18 protein-coding genes are annotated in these 21,471 nt (G+C 44.2%); 12 read left to right on the forward strand and 6 right to left on the reverse strand.

Features of this window, described 5'->3' with window-relative positions; all coding sequences use genetic code 11:
* Positions 1 to 177: 177 nt before the first annotated feature.
* From Q8W40_RS05165 to ihfA, 11 genes are all read left to right on the forward strand, one after another.
* Positions 178 to 2,535, forward strand: a complete 2,358-nt coding sequence (locus Q8W40_RS05165; RefSeq protein ID WP_305396170.1) for an efflux RND transporter permease subunit — start codon at positions 178 to 180, stop codon at positions 2,533 to 2,535.
* A gap of 49 nt (positions 2,536 to 2,584) precedes the next feature.
* The gene (locus tag Q8W40_RS05170; RefSeq protein ID WP_305396171.1) at positions 2,585 to 3,364 is read left to right on the forward strand and encodes an outer membrane lipoprotein-sorting protein; all 780 of its coding nucleotides are present in this window, start codon (positions 2,585 to 2,587) and stop codon (positions 3,362 to 3,364) included.
* Between the two features lie 9 nt (positions 3,365 to 3,373).
* Complete coding sequence (locus tag Q8W40_RS05175) at positions 3,374 to 4,528, forward strand: hypothetical protein (RefSeq protein ID WP_305396172.1); 1,155 nt, start codon at positions 3,374 to 3,376, stop codon at positions 4,526 to 4,528.
* Between the two features lie 556 nt (positions 4,529 to 5,084).
* Positions 5,085 to 6,068 (forward strand): phenylalanine--tRNA ligase subunit alpha, encoded by a 984-nt coding sequence (pheS, locus tag Q8W40_RS05180; RefSeq protein ID WP_305396173.1) that lies wholly within the window; start codon positions 5,085 to 5,087, stop codon positions 6,066 to 6,068.
* Positions 6,069 to 6,086: 18 nt separating this feature from the next.
* A complete protein-coding gene (gene pheT / locus Q8W40_RS05185) occupies positions 6,087 to 8,507 on the forward strand; it encodes a phenylalanine--tRNA ligase subunit beta (protein ID WP_305396174.1) in 2,421 nt (806 codons plus the stop codon).
* A 265-nt stretch (positions 8,508 to 8,772) separates the two neighbouring features.
* Positions 8,773 to 9,462: an outer membrane lipoprotein-sorting protein gene (locus tag Q8W40_RS05190; RefSeq protein WP_305396315.1), complete on the forward strand. Its 690-nt coding sequence runs from the start codon at positions 8,773 to 8,775 to the stop codon at positions 9,460 to 9,462.
* 305 nt (positions 9,463 to 9,767) lie between these two features.
* Positions 9,768 to 10,997 (forward strand): ABC transporter permease, encoded by a 1,230-nt coding sequence (locus tag Q8W40_RS05195; protein WP_305396175.1) that lies wholly within the window; start codon positions 9,768 to 9,770, stop codon positions 10,995 to 10,997.
* Positions 10,987 to 12,210 carry an ABC transporter permease gene (locus Q8W40_RS05200; protein WP_305396176.1) on the forward strand — a complete coding sequence of 408 codons (1,224 nt, stop codon included), beginning with the start codon at positions 10,987 to 10,989 and terminating at the stop codon, positions 12,208 to 12,210. Before Q8W40_RS05195 ends, Q8W40_RS05200 begins: the two co-directional genes overlap by 11 nt.
* A gap of 2 nt (positions 12,211 to 12,212) precedes the next feature.
* Positions 12,213 to 12,923, forward strand: a complete 711-nt coding sequence (locus tag Q8W40_RS05205) for an ABC transporter ATP-binding protein (protein WP_305396177.1) — start codon at positions 12,213 to 12,215, stop codon at positions 12,921 to 12,923.
* Entirely contained in the window at positions 12,920 to 14,113 is a 1,194-nt protein-coding gene (locus tag Q8W40_RS05210; protein ID WP_305396178.1) for a hypothetical protein, read from the forward strand. Before Q8W40_RS05205 ends, Q8W40_RS05210 begins: the two co-directional genes overlap by 4 nt.
* Before the next feature lie 501 nt (positions 14,114 to 14,614).
* Positions 14,615 to 14,911: an integration host factor subunit alpha gene (ihfA, locus tag Q8W40_RS05215; RefSeq protein ID WP_305396179.1), complete on the forward strand. Its 297-nt coding sequence runs from the start codon at positions 14,615 to 14,617 to the stop codon at positions 14,909 to 14,911.
* A 235-nt stretch (positions 14,912 to 15,146) separates the two neighbouring features.
* Here the strand turns inward: ihfA and Q8W40_RS05220 are convergent, their stop codons facing one another.
* Both Q8W40_RS05220 and Q8W40_RS05225 read right to left on the reverse strand, forming a co-directional pair.
* Positions 15,147 to 15,920, reverse strand: a complete 774-nt coding sequence (locus Q8W40_RS05220) for a RelA/SpoT domain-containing protein (protein WP_305396180.1) — start codon at positions 15,918 to 15,920, stop codon at positions 15,147 to 15,149.
* 136 nt (positions 15,921 to 16,056) lie between these two features.
* Positions 16,057 to 16,581, reverse strand: a complete 525-nt coding sequence (locus tag Q8W40_RS05225) for a hypothetical protein (protein ID WP_305396181.1) — start codon at positions 16,579 to 16,581, stop codon at positions 16,057 to 16,059.
* Between the two features lie 558 nt (positions 16,582 to 17,139).
* Here Q8W40_RS05225 and Q8W40_RS05230 point away from each other — a divergent pair.
* Positions 17,140 to 17,790, forward strand: coding sequence for a thiopurine S-methyltransferase (locus Q8W40_RS05230; protein ID WP_305396182.1), 651 nt, complete (start codon positions 17,140 to 17,142; stop codon positions 17,788 to 17,790).
* A gap of 118 nt (positions 17,791 to 17,908) precedes the next feature.
* On the opposite strand, the gene purT is transcribed toward Q8W40_RS05230, so the two are convergent.
* The 4 genes from purT to Q8W40_RS05250 form a co-directional block, all read right to left on the reverse strand.
* Positions 17,909 to 19,084, reverse strand: a complete 1,176-nt coding sequence (purT, locus tag Q8W40_RS05235; RefSeq protein WP_305396183.1) for a formate-dependent phosphoribosylglycinamide formyltransferase — start codon at positions 19,082 to 19,084, stop codon at positions 17,909 to 17,911.
* Between the two features lie 147 nt (positions 19,085 to 19,231).
* Positions 19,232 to 20,119 carry a cytidine deaminase gene (cdd, locus tag Q8W40_RS05240; RefSeq protein ID WP_305396184.1) on the reverse strand — a complete coding sequence of 296 codons (888 nt, stop codon included), beginning with the start codon at positions 20,117 to 20,119 and terminating at the stop codon, positions 19,232 to 19,234.
* Positions 20,120 to 20,432: 313 nt separating this feature from the next.
* Positions 20,433 to 21,107, reverse strand: a complete 675-nt coding sequence (locus Q8W40_RS05245) for an LrgB family protein (protein WP_101115406.1) — start codon at positions 21,105 to 21,107, stop codon at positions 20,433 to 20,435.
* A complete protein-coding gene (locus Q8W40_RS05250; RefSeq protein ID WP_101115362.1) occupies positions 21,107 to 21,469 on the reverse strand; it encodes a CidA/LrgA family protein in 363 nt (120 codons plus the stop codon). Before Q8W40_RS05250 ends, Q8W40_RS05245 begins: the two co-directional genes overlap by 1 nt.
* Positions 21,470 to 21,471: the final 2 nt, after the last annotated feature.

Consider the following 21,471-nt stretch of genomic DNA (forward strand, 5'->3'; position numbering starts at 1 on the left):
AAGCTTTCTAATAAACCCGCTTAGGCGGGATTATTTAGGCTCTTCGGTGACGATTCGTCATATTTTACATGGTATCGAGGAATAATACCTCGAATTGATCTAGTAGAGTGATTTTAACCAGCATGAGCTGGTTTTAAATTGCAAGTATATGACGAAACGTCACAAACGGAGAGTGTGATGAAAGTTGAACAAAACCTTTTCACTAGGTTATTAAGAAGCCCGATTAGCCATACGCCATGGGTATTATTGATAACCACCGTCTTATTAGTTGCAGCCATTATAGGCGGCAAAAATCTTTATTTCCGTGGCGACTACAATATTTTCTTTGATGGTAGTAACCCACAACTTCAAGCTTTTGAAGAGATTCAAGCCACATTCAATAAAACCGACAATCTCGCGATTGTCCTTGCCCCTGCCGATGGAAATGTCTTTAGCGAAGAGACTTTAGGATTGGTTAAAGTGCTGACTGAAGACGCATGGCAAGTACCTTTTTCAAGCCGCGTGGATTCACTTTCCAATTATCAACATACCGAAGCGTTTGAAGATGACCTCTTGGTGGAAGATCTTTTGTTCGAAGATTATGAACTAACACCAGAAAGAATTAATAAAATTAAAGAGATAGCACTTTCAGAGCCAGTGCTCGTAAAGTCTGCTGTTTCAGAGAATGGTCACGTAACGATTGTTAACGTAACGCTTCAACTGCCTAAAAAAGATGAAACAGCAGAGCTCATTGAAGTGGTGGCATTTGCAGACGAGTTAATTGCAAAATATGAAGCACAATACCCAAATGTGGACTTCTACAAAGCTGGGATTGTGGCACTGAATGATGCCTTTATGGTCTCTGCTCAGAAAGACAGTTCAACCCTCGTACCTGCAATGCTCGGCGCCATCTTGGTTTTCTTGACCATCATGTTACGTTCATTCTTAAGCGTTGTTGCAACTCTCGTCGTTATCATCGGTTCTGTCGCTGCAACAATGGGGCTATCAGGTTGGGCGGGTATGTTCCTGAGTACCGCTACAGTCAATATACCCACTTTGGTTTTGACACTTGCCGTTGCAGATTGTGTTCACGTGATTGCAACCATGCGCCAGTCCATGCTTGAAGGAAAAAGCAAAAATGAAGCAATTTCACATAGTGTCTGGCTGAATTTCACGCCTATTTTGATCACGTCAGTAACGACCGCTCTAGGGTTCCTGATGATGAATATGTCTGACTCTCCAGTATTAAGAGATTTCGGTAACCTTGCGGCTTTAGGTGTGATGATTGCGTGCGTGCTTTCAGTAACGCTTCTTCCTGCTCTCTTAAAAGTACTGCCAATTAAAGTTAAACCACAAGAAGAGGGCAAAACGAGCTATATGGATCGTTTTGGCAGCTTCGTTGTAAACCAAAGAAAAATCCTACTTCCGTTATCTGTAGTTGTGATTGTTGTTTCTGCTGTTTTGATTCCTCAAAACGAAATCAACGATGAATCCGTGAAGTATTTCGACCATACCAGTGAATTTCGCCAAGCGGCAGATTTCATGGAAGCGAACGTTTCAGGTATGACGAACATAAACATCGCGATTAAAACCGGAGAATCTCAGGGGATCGCAGCACCAGCCTTCTTAGAAACGTTAGGAAGCTTCACCGATTGGCTTCGTGCTCAGCCAGAAACCGATCATGTTGCTTCTCTTGCTGACGTTTACAAGCGATTGAATAAAAACATGCATGGTGACGATGAGTTCTATTACACGCTTCCTCAAGACAGGGAACTCGCGGCTCAGTATTTGTTGATGTATGAAATGTCGTTGCCTTACGGCTTAGATCTCAACAACCAAGTCAATGTGGACAAATCTTCAGTAAAGTTGGTTCTTACCACTCAGAATCTTGGGAGCAAAGAGCTGGTTGATATCGAAAACCGTATCTACAACTGGTTTGCAACGAATGCACCACAATATGAAATTTCTGCCTCTAGCCCGACCTTAATGTTTGCCCATATTGGGGAAACGAACATGGCAAGCATGCTGGCAACGCTTCCAATCACTTTGATTCTGATTTCTGCACTGATGATATTCGCACTCCGTTCGGTTCGATTAGGGGTGATCAGCATCGTGCCTAATATGGCTCCAGCAGTTATTGGATTTGGAATGTGGGCGCTGTATTCAGGCGAGATCAACTTAGGCTTGTCTGTTGTGGTTACTTTAACGTTGGGAATTGTCGTGGATGATGTGGTTCATTTCCTCAGCAAGTATCAACGTGCCCGTAAGGAAGGTAAGGACGCTGAGCAAGCGGTTCGATACGCGTTTAACACTGTTGGAAGAGCGTTAGGTATTACTACTGTCGTTTTGGTTGTTGGATTTTCAATTTTGGCAATGTCGAGTTTCCGCCTGAACTCTGATATGGGGCAGTTGAGTGCGCTTGTCATATTCCTAGCGTTGGTCGTCGACTTCTTATTCTTGCCGACCCTTTTGATGCTGTTTGATAAAGACAAAGTGGAAGAAGAAAAAACTGAACGCACTGTTTCTTTGAACAAACCTGGAACCGTCTCTCAATAACATTTGTGCAGGCGGTGATGCCGCCTGCTTTGAATTAAAGGATTACACCATGAAATTTAAATATACCTCTGTTTTACTGGCTAGTGTTTTGTTCTCTGGACAGGTCTTTGCTGATAGTGCCAAAGGGCTTGAAATTGCTAGTGAAAGAAAAGCGAGAGATACAGGCTGGCAAGATTCAATCGCGACCATGAGTATGGTATTAAAAAATGCACAGGGTGAAAGCAGCTCAAGACTAATGCGATTGAAATCTTTAGAAATCGATGGGGATGGTGATAAAGGGTTAACGATTTTTGACGAACCCCGTGATGTTAAAGGAACGGCGTTTCTTAACCACTCACACGCAACTGAACCGGATGACCAATGGCTTTACCTCCCTGCGTTAAAACGAGTGAAGCGTATATCTTCGCGTAACAAATCTGGTCCTTTTATGGGCAGTGAGTTCGCTTATGAAGACCTAAGTTCGTTTGAAATAGAAAAGTATCAATTTAGCTATATTCAAGATGATGTCGTAGAAGGGGAACCTGTCTTCCTGCTTGAGCAAATCCCGACGGATAAAAACTCGGGTTACACCAAACAGCTTGTCTGGCTTGACCAAATGCATTACCGCCCATTGAAAGTCGAGTTTTACGATAGAAAGCGTTCATTATTAAAAACACTGACGTTTTCAGACTATCGCGTATACGAGGATAAATACTGGCGTGCTCACACAATGAAAATGGTGAACCACCAATCAGGGAAAAGTACGGTTCTAAGCACCGAAGAACTCGCTTTCAAAAATGGGTTAAGCGACAGTGATTTTAGCAAAAATACGCTGAAACGAGTGCGATAGGGAAGTGCGATGACATTACGAATAGCAACTGCTTTAGCGGCTTTAATTGCACTGCCTGCAGCAGCAGAATTTAGTGGTCAGGTGAATTTGGAACACAGGCAGTTTTTTCAATCCGGTTTGGATGGACAAGGGAAAGAGCAATCTTCTTTGGTGCTAAAGCCTCAATGGTATTGGACGACTGAGTCTGGCAATGGTGAGTGGAGCTTTATGCCATTTGCTCGGTTAGACAGCTTAGATAAAGAAAGAACACACGCAGATATTCGAGAGCTTCAATATTTGCATGTGTTTGACAGCTACGAAGTGCGAGCAGGTATTGGCAAAGTGTTCTGGGGAGTAACAGAATCGGCGCACTTAGTGGATGTGGTAAACCAATCAGATTCGGTTGAGTCTTTGGATGGGGAGCAAAAGCTGGGTCAGCCCATGGTGCAGGTAACAATGGATCGTGAGTGGGGCATTGTCGATGCATTGGTTCTACCGTATTTCCGTGAACGAACGTTTGCAGGAGAGGATGGAAGGCTGAGACTCCCCGTTTCTGATGATGCATTGTATGAGTCGTCGCGAGAAGAACAACATGTTGATTTCGCTTTTCGCTACAGCCAAATGCTTGGGGATTGGGATGTCGGGCTATCTTACTTTAATGGTACAAACCGTGATCCCTATTTTCGAATGAACGGCAGTGAAGTAAAACCGTATTACGCCCAGATGTCTCAAGTTGGTTTCGACCTTCAAGGGATTGTAGGCGACTGGTTATGGAAACTCGAAACGATTTACCGTGACAGTTTTGATAATCACACTGGGGTTGTCGCTGGGTTTGAATATACCCTCGTGGGCTTTGCTGAATCCGATTGGGACGTAGGAATGATTGCCGAATATCTTTACGATTCCCGAGGAAACAATGCACAAAATATAGGGCAAAATGATGTGTTTTTTGGTGCTCGTCTTGTCGCTAATGACGCAGAAGGAACAGAGTTTCTTGTTGGAGTAACGCAAGACTTAGACAACAGCGATGTTTTTAACGGAAGGGTGGAAGCATCAAGCCGAATCAATAATCAATGGAAGTGGCGGGTAGATGCTTGGTTACTGCAAAATGATACGCCGACAGATCTACTTTATTTTGGCCGACAAGATGACTTTGTAGAGCTGTCATTGGAGTATTATTTTTAGAGCTAAATCGCTGCAATTTAGATAAGTCGCTTCAATGCTGTAAATTCGTGAAGCGACCTAAAAAACAAAGCCGGGCACTGCCCGGCTTTAAAGTGTTTTGCGAGTAAGACTGTAGCTTGCGCCACATAAGTAATCCTAGTTTAAACCCTCAGTATTTCAAACGAAAATAAGCAAATTTTCGTTCATTCCTGAGCCCCTAAATAAAGACTTAATTTTTATTCATTATTTTGTGAGCATATTAATGTTTATTTGTTCCCGATGTCGTGCTTTCTCATATTTGATCGCCTTGGTTTCTGGGGATGGGGTGATATGAATTTCACAAACCCAAACAAAGTAGATTAAACCTGTGAAAGCAGCGCTTTTTGCTAACAATGGGTATCAAACGCAACTTTTTGATGTTTTTTCACTCGTAAAGCGCATGAAAGTGGAATTGGGTTTGGATTTAACCATCGCTTTGATTACTATGTAACGCTATTTGAAAATACCCAAGAATCCCATCAGGGAAACCTTATAGACACTACCACTTATGTTCTTTACATAGGTAGATGAGGAAACGATGCAACATCTAGAAGAGATCATTGCTAATGCGAACGCTGCGATTGAAGCAGCGGATTCGTTAGTTGCACTTGATGAAGTGCGTGTTCAGTATCTAGGCAAAAAAGGTGAGCTTACCGCTCAGCTTCAAAGCCTAGGTAAACTACCACCAGAAGAGCGTCGCAGTGCTGGTCAAGAGATCAACAAAGCGAAAGGCGTTGTTCAACAAGCTATCGCAGCTCGTAAAGACGCGCTTCAACGCGCAGAGCTAGAAGCGAAGCTAGCCGCAGAGACTATCGACGTGACTCTACCGGGTCGTCGTATCGAGAACGGTGGTTTACACCCAGTTACTCGTACAGTTGAGCGTATTGAGCAGTTTTTTGGTGAGCTAGGCTTTAGTACTGAGTCCGGTCCTGAAATTGAAGATGCATTCCACAACTTTGATGCATTGAACATCGCAGAAGATCACCCAGCACGTACTGACCACGACACGTTTTTCTTTAACCCAGACCTTATGCTACGTACTCACACGTCTGGCGTTCAGATCCGTACGATGGAAAATGGTAAACCGCCATTCCGTTTCATCGCACCAGGTCGTGTTTACCGTAACGACTACGACCAAACGCACACACCAATGTTCCACCAAGTGGAAGGTATGCTAGTAGACGAGAACGTGAACTTTGCGCAGCTAAAAGGCATTTTGCACGACTTCCTAACGAACTTCTTCGAAGAAGACTTAGAGGTTCGCTACCGTCCGTCATACTTCCCATTCACAGAACCTTCAATGGAAGTGGATGTTAAGCGTAAAGATGGTAAGTGGTTAGAAATTCTAGGCTGTGGCATGGTTCACCCGAACGTACTGCGCAGCGTTGGTATCGACCCTGAAAAATACTCTGGTTTTGCGTTTGGTATCGGAATTGAGCGTCTGGCGATGCTTCGTTACGGCGTAAACGATCTTCGTGCGTTCTTCGAGAACGACCTTCGTTTCCTAAAACAGTTCAAGTAATCCAGGGGATACATCACTATGAAATTTAGCGAATCATGGCTTCGTGAGTGGGTAAACCCTGCGGTATCGACTGACGAGCTTACACACCAAATTACGATGGCGGGTCTAGAAGTAGACGACGTACTGCCTGTTGCCGGTTCTTTCACTGGCGTTAAAGTAGGTAAAGTGGTTGAGTGTGGTCAACACCCAGATGCAGACAAGCTACGTGTAACAAAAGTAGATGTTGGCGCTGAAGAACTACTAGACATCGTTTGTGGCGCATCTAATTGCCGCTTAGGTATCAAAGTTGCTGTAGCAACCGTTGGTGCTGTGCTACCAGGCGATTTCAAAATCAAAAAAGCAAAACTGCGTGGTCAACCATCCCACGGTATGCTTTGTTCATTCTCTGAACTAGGTATCGATGTAGAATCTGATGGTATTCTAGAGTTGGCTGAAGACGCTGTTATCGGTAATGATTTCCGCGAATTCCTAGGTCTTGATGACGTAACGGTAGACGTAGACTTAACAGCTAACCGCGCTGACTGTTTCAGTATTCGTGGTCTTGCTCGTGAAGTTGGTGTACTAAACCGCTCTGACGTGACTGAGCCAACTGTAAACCCAGTAGCTCCAGCTATCGATGACACAGTTTCGATTGAAGTAAAAGCGCCAGCAGCGTGTCCACGTTACCTAGGTCGCGTAGTTAAGAACGTAAACGTTCAAGCTGAAACACCATTATGGATGCAAGAAAAACTGCGCCGTTGTGGTATTCGTTCTATCGATCCAGTGGTAGACATCACCAACTTTATTCTTCTAGAGCAAGGCCAGCCAATGCATGCATTCGATCTAGCGAAGATCGAAGGTGGTATCGTGGTTCGTCTAGCAGAGCAGGGCGAGAAGCTGACTCTTCTAGATGGTAATGAAGCTGAACTAAACTCAGACACTCTGGTTGTCGCAGACCACAACAAAGCACTAGCAATCGCGGGTATCTTTGGTGGTGAAAAGTCTGGTGTAACGACTGAGACTAAAGACGTTCTACTTGAGTGTGCGTTCTTCGCACCGGATCACATCCGTGGTCGCGCTCGTAGCTATGGCTTGCACACTGATTCTTCAATGCGTTTTGAGCGTGGTGTTGACTTTGCACTTCAAACAAGTGCAATGGAACGCGCGACAGAACTTCTCGTTGAGATCTGTGGTGGTGAAGTGGCGCCAGTTGTGGGTGCTGAGTCCGAGGCAGACCTACCAAAAGCAAACACAGTTGCACTGCGTCGCACTAAACTAGATAGCTTACTAGGTCACCATATTGCAGATAGCGATGTGGCTGAGATCCTAGAGCGTCTTGGTCTATCGGTAGAAAGCACGAACGAAGGTTGGACAGCAACAGCGCCAACTTGGCGTTTCGATATTGCTATCGAGCAAGACTTAATTGAAGAAGTGGGTCGTATCTACGGCTACGATAATATTCCTAACCAACGTCCAGCTGCTGCACTTAAGATGCACAACCACGTTGAAGCGAATATCCCGCTAAAACGCGTTCGTAACCTACTTGTTGACCGCGGTTACCAAGAAGCGATCACGTACAGCTTCGTTGAACCAGAGCAGCAAAAGCTCGTTGTTCCAGGTGTTGAGCCTCTAATTCTGCCATTCCCAATTTCTGCGGACATGTCAGCGATGCGTCTAGGTCTTATTCAAGGTCTATTAAACACAGTGGTTCATAACCAGAAGCGTCAACAGCCACGTGTTCGTCTATTCGAGTACGGTTTACGTTTCATCCCGTGTGAATCAGCTGAAAACGGTATGCGTCAAGAGCCGATGCTTGCAGGTGTTATTGCAGGTACTCGCGGTGAAGAGCACTGGGATATCGAGACAAACACAGTGGACTTCTTCGACCTTAAAGGCGATCTAGAAGCCGTTCTTGAGTTAACTGCAAACGAAGTCGCTTACTCTTTCGCAGCGCTTTCTGCTGAAGATAAAGCAGCGAACCCAGCGCTTCACCCAGGTCAATCTGCAGCTATCGTCGTTGATGCTGGTCTTGAAACAGAGCGTCAGGTAGGTGTAATCGGTACGGTTCACCCAGAGCTTGAGCGTAAGTTTGGTCTAAACGGTCGTACTATCGTATTCGAAGTTGAATGGTCAGCGATCAACACGAAAGTGATTCCTGAAGCAGTACAGCTTTCTAAGTTCCCATCAAACCGTCGTGACATTGCGGTTGTTGTTGATGAAGCAGTCGCTTCTGGCGACATCGTTAGCGCTTGTCGTGAGCAAGGTGGTGAGTTCTTGAAAGATGCGAAGCTATTCGACGTTTACGTAGGTAAAGGCGTTGAAGAAGGCAAGAAGAGCCTAGCTATCGCGCTTACACTACAATCAGTAGAGCGCACGCTAGAAGACGCAGACATTGCGGGTGCTGTTGATGCGATCGTAGCTCACGTATCTGAGAAGTTTGGCGCTTCACTGCGTGACTAGTTGATTCTTACCAAATAGACAAAAAGCAGGCGAATTAGCCTGCTTTTTTTGTACCTGTTATCCCGTTTTCATTCAGATAGTTGTAAATCGTCTGGCAATTTGATCTTCCTTAACGCATCGTTAATCCAAAATATATCATCATGTTCATATATCCAAATACCTTGAGGTTACTTGGATATGTATCTTTTACAGGAGGCAACATGAAGCGTTGGCTAGCGATATTTTTATTGGTACTTCCCCTCACGAGTGTTTCGTCTGAAAAACACTGAACGCAACGGAAATTATTGAGCGTTCCGATAAGCAAATGAGAGGCGAATCGAGTTACACCGTTTCTACAATGAACATTGTCCGCCCTGATTGGGCTCGTTCTATGAGCATGAAATCTTGGAGCAAAGGGCAAGATCTCTCTTTGGTTTTGGTCACGGCGCCTGCAAAGGACAAAGGCTCTACTTCATTAAAAAGATATCGTGAAATGTGGAACTGGATACCCGGAATAGAGAGGGTGATTAAAATTGCGCCTTCCATGTTAGGGCAATCTTGGATGGGGTCTGACTTCACCAATGATGATCTCATTAACCAGTCTTCCATTGTTGTCGACTATACCCATGAACTGGCGGGAGAAGATACGTTTGACTCGGTATCAACATGGAAGATTGAAGCAACCGCCAAACCGGATGCGCCTGTTGTCTGGAGCAAAGTTACATTGTGGATTTCACAAGACACCTATCTCCAAAGAAAGGTGGAGTTTTATGACGAATTTGATGAGTTAGTGAACACGCTTAGTACCTATGAGGTGAAAGAACTCGGCGGTCGAAATATTGCAACTCGAATGGAAATGATTCCGGCAGATAAGCCCGGTCAGAAAACAGAAATGATCACGCATGAAGCCCAGTTTGATTTTGAGATAGGTGACGACTTTTTCTCACAATCACAAATGAAAACATTACGTGACTAGGGTCTGTTGACCTTTCGTGGTTAAATTTTGTTCGACTTCTATGCCTTTTAATCGCGGCGCAAGGTGTGACGCCTAGTCATTCTAAGCAAATACCTTGCAACAAAGAGCAAAAGGCATAGAAAAGAACCCTTCGGGCAGCATTTGTGGCTTATTTCTACTGCGTTATCGCTCATTGATGTAGAGCGACTACACCGAATAAGCTCTGCCTTGTATAAATCACCCACAAATTGCTGCAAAAATCAGCTCGAAAGGTCAACAGACCCTAAACTCAGAATCGGCAGCCTTTACTCCGTTAAGGACATATCATGCTATTTACGTTAGCTTGGCGTAATTTATGGCGGCAAAAGCGCAGAACGCTACTCACTGCTTCTGCATTGGCGTTAGCGTTGTTTCTTTCGCTCGTTATGCGCTCGTTACAAGAAGGGACCTACACCAACAGTATCGAAAACAGCGCTCGTTTTTCTACAGGGTTAATTCAGTTGCAGCACCCAAATTTTGGTGAGAGCAACAGTATTGATGATTTGATTCCGGGTTCCACTGAGTTTATTTCCCCAGTAACAAAAGACCCTGAATTTACTCACTTACTCCCTCGTATTGAATCATTTTCGTTGGCAGCAGCGAAAGAAAAATCCAAAGGTGTCATGGTTATTGGCATCTCCCCAGACCTTGAAGACCGCTATGCAAATCTTAGTGAAAAGGTGATTCAAGGCCACTATCTGAATCCAGAAGATCAGGAAGTACTAGTGGGTGAATCACTGGCACGCCATATGAATTTGTCTGTCGGTGATGAGTTGGTGCTTTACGGGCAAGGTTACAGAGGACAAACCGCGGCAGGGTTGTTTAAGGTAGCTGGGCTAATTTCGTTTCCTATTCCCCAATTGGAAAACCAGCTGGTTTACATTCCGCTTGAGCAAGCAAAGCTAATGTTCAGTACAGATAACCAAATCACCAATTGGGTTATACACGTTGAAGATCTTAATGATATAGACCGAAAGGTAAAGGAGTTAAAAGACGCTTTTGGTTCAGATGTACGAGTGAGGGATTGGCGAGACCTTTCTCCTGAAACCGCCCAGAACATTCAAATGGATAAAGCAGGGGGCATTTTTATGATGCTAGTGCTTTATGGTGTTGTTGGCTTTGGGCTATTTGCCACCATTCTCATGATGACGTTAGAACGACAACGTGAGTTTGGGGTAATGCTAGCAACAGGGTTGCTCAGAAGCCGCTTACTCGCATTGATTGGCATAGAGTCTATTTTCATCGGTGCGCTTGGCGCTTTTATTGGAATGTTATTAGCAACACCAATCTTAATTTACTTTTACTTCAATCCTATCCAGCTAACCGGTGACACTGCAACGCTTATGCTAGAAGCGGGTATGGAGCCTATTCTTCCCTTTGCATTATCTGCAAGCCTATATGTGAATCAGGTTTCCATCATTATTGGTCTGTTAGTTTTATGCCTGCTTTACCCGATGTTTAGGGTGTATCGGATGGATTTAGTGAATGCACTAAAAGGGGGCGCACATGCTGATTAAACTGGCTTGGCGCAACTTGTGGAGAAATAAAATTCGCACAGGGATCATGCTGGGCGCCATGGTATTTGGGTTACTTGGCGTGGTTTCCATCATGGGCTTTATGAATGGCTTAATGAATAGCATGCTGAGTAACGCCATCTCGTGGCAAACTAGCCACGTGCAAATTCATCACAAATCTTATTCTGACAACCCAGATCTTAATGCGCTTATTCCGGATTCGGAGGCGATGTTGAAGGCAATTGAAAGTCGTTCCGAAGTAGTGCAGATGTCAGCTCGGTTTCTTGTCCACGGTATGGTTGCGTCTGCGAGAAGCAATAGAGGCATAAAAATCAATGGGGTGGATTTGGACTCAGAACGGAAGATAACGCCGCTGTCATCTCACATTATTAAAGGGGATTGGTTAAGCAAGGAAGGCCGTAACCCCGTTCTCGTTTCTGAAAAAACAGCACAAAGGCTTAACTTGAGGGTCGGATCAAAAGTGGTGCTCACTTTTTCAGACACCAATAATGAGGTTGCTGGTGCAGCGTTTCGAGTAAGAGGTGTGTTCAAAACGCCTTCAAGCAGTTTTGACGATGGAAATATCTATGTAAGGAAATCCGATTTAACGAAGTTAGCCGGCATTGAAGGCTCACATGAAGTGGCCATCCTACTAAAAGATCCGTCGGTCGAGTCAATAGAAGCATTTTTAGAATCAATAAACACCATATTGCCTAATGAGAGTGAAGCGCGAGGTTGGCGTCAAATTCAGCCGATGCTTGCGTCGGCGCAAAATTCAATGGCCACGAGTAACGGCTTAATTTTGGGTGTGTTTGTTATCGCGATGGGCTTCGGGATTGTCAATATTCTCCTAATGTCTGTTTTTGAGCGTACACGAGAGTTTGGTGTGCTCATGGCAGTAGGGATGCAAAAACATCGAATATTCGCGCTCATTCTATGCGAAGCAACGTTCTTAGGCGCGTTAGGGGCATGTTTGGGTGTGCTAGCCAGCGTAACCTTGATTCTCATTTTGAATCATACAGGGCTTGATCTCCGCATCATGTCAGATGCGTTAGGTGCTTATGGTGTGGACACTGTGTTGTATCCGCGCATCCAGCTATCAGAGTATCAACTTATTGTCTTTACGGTCGTTCTTGCCAGTGTCATTGCTGCACTGTATCCGGCAAGGCAAATTCTTAAGCAACAACCAGTGCAAGCTATGTCGGAGAAGCATTAATTATGACTATTCAAATAGATGGGCTACGCAAAACCTATAACCAAGACAGTGACTTTCCCGTGCATGCGGTTAAAGCGCTAGATTTGACGATTGAACAAGGAGAATTCGTCGCGGTTATGGGGCCATCCGGCTCTGGAAAAACTACGCTCTTGAACATGCTAGGTGGAATCGATACACCTTCTGCAGGAAAGGTCAGCATTGATGGTTGCGATATTTGTGATTTGCCAGAAAAAGAGCTGATAGCGTTTCGTCGGGATCATATTGGATTTATCTTCCAGGACTACAGTTTGCTTCCTGTGTTGACCGCTCTAGAAAATGTTGAATTTGTCATGCAGTTACAAGGTCGAACGGCTCAGGAGTGCGAAAGCAGAGCTTCAGCACTACTCGAAAACGTTGGGTTGAAAGATCAGATGCACAAAGTGCCTGCCAAACTATCCGGTGGGCAGCAGCAACGGGTTGCTGTGGCGAGAGCGCTTGCTCCCGGACCACGCTTTGTAATGGCAGATGAACCAACGGCAAATTTGGATGCAAAAAGCACAGCGGAGCTGCTAGATATTATGGAGCGTTTGAACAATGAAGAGGGGACTACATTCATATTCTCCACTCACGACCCAAGGGTCATCAAACGCGCTAAGCGCGTGATCGTTTTTGAAGACGGTCAATTGACAGAAGACAAGCAACAAAACGAACGAGTTGACGTGGAACTGGTATGAAATCGATAAGTTATCTGTTTTCAGCGAGTTATCTGATTGCAACTTGTGCTTCGTTTTCCAGCTTTGCTCAGATTCCAGGGTTAGTACCCGAAAAAAGTTGGGGTTTGGGTGGCTATATTAAGTATATGGCTACTTTTAACATGCCCGATTCCTCAAACGCTAATTCGACTGATCATCTCTTACACCAGCGGTTTAACTTTGAATATCGTTTCGGCTCGACCCTTCGAGCTAACGTTAGCATGAGAAACCGCTTTATTTGGGGAGATTCCGTCAGTAACAACCCCAATTACGGAAGCGCAGTCGGTCAGGATGATGGGTTCTTTGATTTAACGAGTAACTGGCATGACAACGGCAGTCAAATTGGAACAACACAATTTGATCGAGCCTATCTAGACTATTCCGGAAGTGATTGGCGAGCCAGAGCTGGGCGGTTTCGCATTAACTGGGCGATGACGACAATATGGAACCCAAATGATATCTACAACACCTATTCTATCTATGATTTTGATTATGAGGAGAAAGGTGGAGCAGACGCATTACAACTCAGCCGAAGTTTGGGTTACGCGAGCAGTTTTGACGTGGTGTATTCACCCAGCGAAGACGATGACCAAAACAGTTACTCGGCTCGATATCTAGGAAATAACTCGGGTTGGGATTACCAATTAATGGTAGGCAAAGCCAAACTGGATGCGGTAGTAGGAGCGGGTTTTGCAGGCGATATTAAAGGCGCTGGCGTAAGAGGCGAGGTAAGCTATTTTTCACCTACTAAAGACAAATGGAAAGAGATAGAACTCACCGCCACTGTCATAGCCAGTGTTGAAGTGGATTATAGCTTCGGTGGGAGACGAAACTGGTTGGGAAGAGTCGCTACGCTTTATATCTCTGAACCACAAGAGCCAAATAGCACCCCTAACTATCTTAACAAGCCGACTTCACCGAGAACCATGAGTTTCGATGAGCATACCGCTAATGTTGACTTAGGGTTCGATGTATCCCCGCTCATGCGATTAACAGCCAGTTCTACATTATATGGCGATGGTTCTCTCTATTTAGGTGCGAACACCAGTTACTCTATTTCAGATGAGGCGCAGCTGATCGGAGTGATCCAGCGCTTTAATGGCAGAGAAAATAGCGTATTCGGTAAAACATCCGGTACCGCTATTTATGCTCAAATTAAGTGGAGTTTCTGAGTTGAACGTGCCGACGAAAGTCAGAAAGCGAAAGATGGTATTTGGTGTGTAAATTTATCCATTAAAAGTCATAACAAGCTCCGATTGTTGTTTGTTGCTATGCATTTGAACCATCTGATTTTTGTTTCATAAATGATGTGTCTCTAATCGCAAAAGTTCGCAAATTTTGTCTCAACTTTATGAATTACCTAATAAAACATGTAAAAAGTACACAAAATTTACAATAGTCTATTTCACTTTTATTTATATGATTTGCGGGTTTGTGTGTTGTACTTTGTGGGTTTCTTGGTTTATTAATCCTTAAAACATTACTTCTGTTGAGTAAATTATCAGCTACTTACAGTTTGCGCTTAATATGGCATTAGAAAAAAATTGGCGAAAATCATAAGCTTGGCATACACTTTTGTTTGTGGGGTCTTCAACTACCTTAAAGGTCCCACAAAGTGCTTTGGCGCTACAGTTTTTGTAGCTATTTTTTAACACAGCTTTGAGGGAAGTTTTATGGCGCTCACAAAGGCCGATTTGGCTGAGAACCTGTTTGAAAAGCTCGGATACAGTAAACGGGATGCCAAGGAAACGGTTGAAGTGTTTTTCGAGGAAGTTCGAAAAGCCCTAGAAAATGGCGAACAGGTAAAACTGTCAGGCTTCGGGAATTTCGATCTTCGCGATAAAAATCAGAGACCGGGTCGTAACCCTAAAACGGGCGAAGACATTCCAATTACTGCTCGACGTGTTGTTACGTTCCGCCCAGGTCAAAAATTAAAAGCCCGGGTCGAAAACATCAAGGTTGAAAAGTAGCCTAAGCAAATTGACCGCATTCGCTTGCGGTCATTTTGGTTTGTGGTGGTTTTAAACGTATTCGTTTTGCTGCGTGGGAAACTCAACTGCTTGAAGCTGCTTGACTTAAGGTATAAATCTTAAGTCTGGCAGCTTCTTGGTTTTCTATCTCGTGTATTTTTTTGCTATTGCGTTAACAGCTTAACACTTCCAATAAGCTTAGTATTCCTACTCTAGTAAATTGTGCAATACGCTATCAAGCAGCCTGAGGCGCAATATAAGGTTGCCAAGCGTTTTGATACAAGGTTTTGGCTTTCGACCTTAACTGTTTTATATTTTGAATTTCAATATCATTCATTTCTCTAGATTCAATCGCAGCCGTACGTTCAATAAACTGAATCTTCTGATAAATTTTATGCTCTGCACCACTCTTTACTTCTGCAATATCACTTAAATGCAACTGTACCTCCGCTATGAGCTTAGTACCGGGCAATTCCAACAAGACATTAAGATCTCTGTAACCGGAAGGTGTAGGGGATTTGAAGCGATTCTTCACTTTCAGAATTTTTGTGTTTTTATGAAGCATTTCGTAGGCAGCAACCAAACTGGGAATGTCTTTAGCAACTAAGGTTGCTCGCGCTAAATCGGTAATCCTAGATACCTTTCCGTCTAACTCTTTTTCAATTTTGTCTTTTGCTCTGGATTCACTTTTAACACCTGCGAAGTAAGGGGTTGTTCCGCTCAACATGCCAGCCGTTTTACAAAGGTTCTCCAATTCAAATTGCGCTTGATGAGCTTTGGAATACAACACATCAAAGTCTGAATAAGGTTGAATGGGTTTAGCGTTAGTCGAAGGAATGCTATACAGACCGCTCAAGCTACGTCGAAATACATTGGCATTTGGCTGGTTTTGAGAAGTACCAGAAGAGCGTGCAGAGTCGGAGTTATACGTTGGAGAGTTTACGGCAGCAAAAGGTGCTTTACTCAGAAGCAATAGCATCAAAGCCGTAGTTTTCAGAAACAGGTTCATTCATACTCCTAGTTTAAGCGCAGTAAATTGTGTACAAAAAGGGTACTGAACGCGTTAAGAAGTTGAATAGTCTGCATTTGGCAGATATAGATTAGATAGGGATGAAAGGGTTAAGTTCCAACCCCTAGCGGTATATTTAGTCGATTAGTGTGAGGTTGTGCGCATTTTTTGTGCGATCGAGTTTGGCGCAGAATTCCTTCAGCGATTTTGCGTCGGATATCCTTATTTTATGCCCTGAAAAACGATCGAAAAGCTCACTATGGTAGGCATAAGAGTTAGCGGTTTCCCTTTGGTAGTATGATCTTGCCCATAGCTTTTGACGTTCCAGATCGGAAACGTGCAGTTTATCTCTATAACGTTTATCCAATTGATTCAGACAAACAGGCAAAGGCATATCCAGAAATATAACTTGTGTGGTTTTTACCATGAGCTTTGAAAGCGACTGTCCGAATACGCCCTCTGCAACCCAGTTACCCGAAGTGTTTAGATGTTGAAGCTCACTAGAAAGAAACTGCATTTTTTCTGCAATAGAATGCTGTTCGTCGTGCCACGCTAATTCATCGAGCTCGATGTGTTTTTGCCCGGTGATAGACGAAATTTTTATTGCTAAAGCAGACTTTCCCGCGCCTATATTGCCAAATATAAGTGTGCGATTAGCCATTTTTAAACCTGACGTTTGTATTTGTAGTTTTATGCGGCACAAATTACGGTGATTAGTGCATTAAATCCATGACAGAAACTAAGGTTTAACGCAAAACTTTATGAAAGTGTGATGTTCACCCAATTTGAGTTGCTAGCGTTGCTGGGGAGTGAAACAAATAATTAGCACTTTAGTTCCAATTAGCTTGTATACCCAAGTCACCTCAAGATACTAGGTTCAGCGAGAGTTAACTGGCTTTCAGGCAAGGCATCGATTTGAAGATCTAGTGGTTCTAAATCAAAAATCGGTAACGCAGTATGAAAGCCAGTTAAACTCGCCCTTGGGAGCCCATATTCTGTCCCATTTCTTCGTCAAAGAACTTGGAAAGGACTCATCATTCCGCCGCGTTCCTGATTTTTTGAAATAAAGAGGCTTGAACTGAAACAGAATATAAGGCTCTGAATCCTACATCTTGAGGTAACTTGGGTATATCATTTCTTTGCCAATCAGTATCATCTCTTTCCGTTTAAGAGGCGATCCTATATTCTCTACAAAACGGTATTAGCTTGAGGAATGGTAATGCAAGACCAAGAAATTTGGCATCAGAAATGGGCATCTAACCAGATAGGGTTTCACTTAACCGATGTAAACCCCGTTTTAATTGAACATTGGAAATTACTCGAACCTAGCCGTGAAAAGAAGGTATTTGTCCCCTTATGTGGAAAGTCTGAAGATCTTGTGTGGTTAGCCAAATTCCACGAAGACGTTCAAGGTGTAGAGCTGAGTGATATTGCTGTTAGAGCCTTTTTTGCTGAGCAGTTTTATACACCCACCGTCACGACAGTTTCTGGTCAGCATGAACTTTATCAATTTGATGAGCTAAGTATTTACACGGGCGATTATTTTACAGCGCCGATACAACCTGTTGATTTGGTTTATGATCGCGCTGCGTTGATCGCTTTACCTAAAGAAATACGACGTGACTATGTAGAAAGACTGAAATCGCTACTGCTTCCGGGTGGCAAAATTCTTTTGGTTTCATTGGACTATGATCAAAAAGAAATGACGGGGCCACCATTCAGTGTTCCAGCAACCGAGATATATGAATTGTTCTCTGGGTTTAAAATCACACGGGTATCGCGTGAAGATGCTGATGAAAGCCATCCTAGAATTCAAAAGGGATTAACTCGATTTGCAGAAGAGATTTGGGTGATAGAACCGGAAGCATAGAGTGAGTCGGCTTTGCCCAAATTAAAATTAAGAGAAAGCCAGCATAATTGTATGCTGGCTTTTCAATTGCGCTAACCAAGTTCAGCTAAGTAAGCCGAGCAGTCATAAAATCTTATTTCTAGTATTCAATTTTTATCTTAGATGCCGCTTCTACTGCATCTTGAACCGCTTGCTCGATAGTATCACGACGAGTCAAAGTCACGCCCAGCCTACGACGTCCATCAATATCCGGTTTACCGAAAAGACGCAACTGTGTTTGAGCACTGCTTAATGCATCACCAATGCCACTAAATTGAATATCGGTCGACGTACCCTGACCAAGGATCACTGCTGAAGCAGAGGTACCATACTGGGTTATGTGATTGATTGGCATACCTGTAAAGGCTCTTACGTGCAATGCGAACTCAGACATCTCCTGCGAGATTAACGTAACCAACCCAGTATCATGAGGGCGAGGGGAAACTTCGTTAAATATGACGTCGTCGCCTTTTACAAACAGCTCCACACCAAAGATTCCGTGCCCACCTAAAGCATTGACTACCTTGCTTGCAACTTCCTGTGCATTGGCTTTTGCACTGTCCGACATCTGCTGAGGTTGCCACGATTCGCGATAGTCGCCATCTTCTTGCCTGTGACCAATGGGTTCGCAAAAATGAACGCCATCGACCGCTCTGACGGTAAGCTGGGTAATTTCGTAATCAAAATCAATGAACCCTTCAACAATCACTCTACCAGCGCCAGCGCGGCCACCTTCCTGAGCGTAGTCCCAAGCTTTCTGAATGTCCGATTCGGATTTGATAACACTTTGACCCTTACCAGACGAGCTCATAATGGGTTTTACAACACAAGGTGTGCCGACAAATTCAACCGCACTAACAAAATCTGCAAAGTTGTCTGCAAAACGATAAGGCGACGTTTTTACGTGTAATTCTTCAGCCGCTAAACGGCGAATGCCTTCACGGTTCATCGTCAGCTTGGTCGCATTTGCTGTTGGAACAACATTTAACCCCTGTGACTCAAGTTCAACCAGTTTGTCTGTCGCAATGGCTTCTATTTCTGGAACAACAAAATCAGGCTGTTCTTGGGCGATGATATTCGCGAGAGCGTCGCCATCAAGCATATCCAGAACGTGAAAACGATGGGCGACTTGCATTGCAGGGGCGTTCGGATAACGATCGCAAGCAATAACCTCTAATCCAAGTCTTTGGCACTCGATAGCCACTTCTTTACCCAGCTCTCCTGATCCCAGTAGAAGAACGCGTGTTGCCTTTTTACCTGTTGCTGTACCAAACATTGTTCGACCTTATCTTGAGTGATATGAGGCGGATCATACTCATTTTTCATTGGTGCGCAATCGTTTGCTAAGGCTTTGTGTTATTCACAACCAAGTACATTAAGACCTTGTAAATTCAAGGTCTTAATGTGTATGAGTTGTTACGGTTTATAGTGAAATGTATTCAAGTGGAATGTCTGGATTTATTGCTTCCAGAGTTGCTTGAGTATTCGCTAAGTGGCTTGATGTCGCATCACGCATTTCGATTAAAACGGCTTCTTCAAGTTGATCCAGTGAAATGTTCAACATCATCATCTGAATAATGGCGACTTGCAGAGGAGGAAGGCTAGGGTTGAACGCAGCATTTTCTGCGTATGCGCCCGTAAACACAAACCCAGACTTGGTGCGTAAAGATACGCCACTTAGGTTATGAGAGTATGGAGCATGGCTAATATTTAGAGCCGCCAGCGCACTGATGACGAGATCGTTATCAGAATCGATGGTTTTACCGTGGTCGACTTCAGTCATCAACGCAGACTCGATTCCAATATCTTGAGGGCCAAAGGCTTCCGGCAGATAGTCGTGGAGCGTTTTTGCTTTTCGATTTGGAAGTTGTACAGAAAGTTCAGAAGCGGTGTTTAATTCATTCATGAACTGACGACAGTGACCACAAGGGCTGAAATTCACTGTCACGTCTTTAATCCCACGCTCTTGCATCATCCAGGCACGGGAAATAGCACATTGTTCAGCGTGAATGGTTTGCCCTAGCTGTACATCTAGAAATTCAATATTTGCACCAAAATACAGTCGCCCAGAAACCCCGCGAGCAATAGCGCCAACGTAAAAATTGGATATCGGGGCGTGAGAATAGGTTGCAGCAACAGGCAACAGTGCGACTCTCAATTTTTCATCACTCAAGCCAGAAACCGTGAGAAGCTCATCAAAATCTTGCGGTGATATGGTCGCGTTAAAATCCGGATTAGAAACAATTGCCTCCATCGCAGCCGCGAGTGGAGTCGGTAACTCTTTAATCGCCTTTAACATCCTAGCGTTCATTTCTTGTCCTTTTGGGGGTACGTTCAATTTCATTCTAGAAAATATACACGCCACCGCAGTGATGTAAATCACACAAATGTCTGCAATCGGTCATTTGGTTTCACTATGTGAGTGACATCTAACTTGTAATTGATTACATAGAAATTTCGTGCGACCGACATCAAATTTATTAATAGATTGCTTTTTAAGCGGTTATTTGAGCAAAAGTGAGAGCAAGTGAAAGTAAATAGGAGTAAGTGGGAGCTAGCGAAAATAGCGATATAGGGAGAGATAAGGGGAGATAGGAGGGGGAGGCGTGAAGGTTAGAGGCTGGTTACCCTAACCACACGACCAACGCAAAAAATGCAGGCGCGAGAATTGACGTGATCACCCCACAAGCGACGAGTGCGAGTGAACTAAATGCCGCGTCTTTTGGGTGTTTCTCTGCGCAAGCAGCGGTTCCAAGAGCATGAGATACAGTACCCATTGTAAGACCTCGTGCTATTGGATGTTTAACACCAATCAAGTTGTAAATCGGATACGCGAAAACCGCCCCAAATACACCAACAAGCAAAACGAGTATAGCGGCAACGGCGGGCTCGCCACCTAAGTAACTGGACACTTCCATGGCGATGGGAGTGGTCACCGATTTACCCAGTAAACTGGCGATAAGGTGCAATTCGGTTCCTAAGTAATAGGCGATCATGGCCGACGAAAACATCGACATAATGCTACCCACTCCGCAAGCCAGTAATATGATCCGCCAGCGAGCGCGTATTTCTGGTAGCTGTTCGTAAAGAGGGTAAGCAAGGGCAACAACGGCAGGTTGTAGTAAGAAGCTAAACCATTCGTTTTGCGAGTAGTAAGTGTCAAAATCAACATCTAGAAATACCAGTGTCGGGATGATGATTGAAACGCTAATAACAAGCGGGTTCGCAATTGGGCTATTGAGTTTTCTTGCAACTGCACGAGCAAAGAAAAAAGCCGCTAAAGTCAGGAGCACCCACATCATTTGGGCTCCTTCAATAGTTTGTCTAATCCAAGTCCGAGCAAAACGAGAACAATGGCTGTGCCGCCGACTGCACTCGCTAATATCGGGAGCGCGTTATCGACAAGCATGTCAAAGTGGTTCATTAACCCAACGCTGATCGGCACAAAGAGCAGCACCATATAGCGAATAAACAGCTGTGAAGTAGGGCGAACCCATTCAACCGGAATGAGCCCAAGTACCAGCAACGTAAAGAGAATCAACATTCCAAATATGCTGCCGGGTATCGCGAGCCCTAATAAGTGTTGGATAGTCAAACCAACAAGCAGACAAGCCATAATGACCAGAAAGGAAATGACGTAACCAAGAACACGTTGCAACATCT

Origin of the sequence: Vibrio penaeicida (assembly GCF_030689305.1) — a bacterium.
Classification (GTDB): domain Bacteria; phylum Pseudomonadota; class Gammaproteobacteria; order Enterobacterales; family Vibrionaceae; genus Vibrio; species Vibrio penaeicida_B.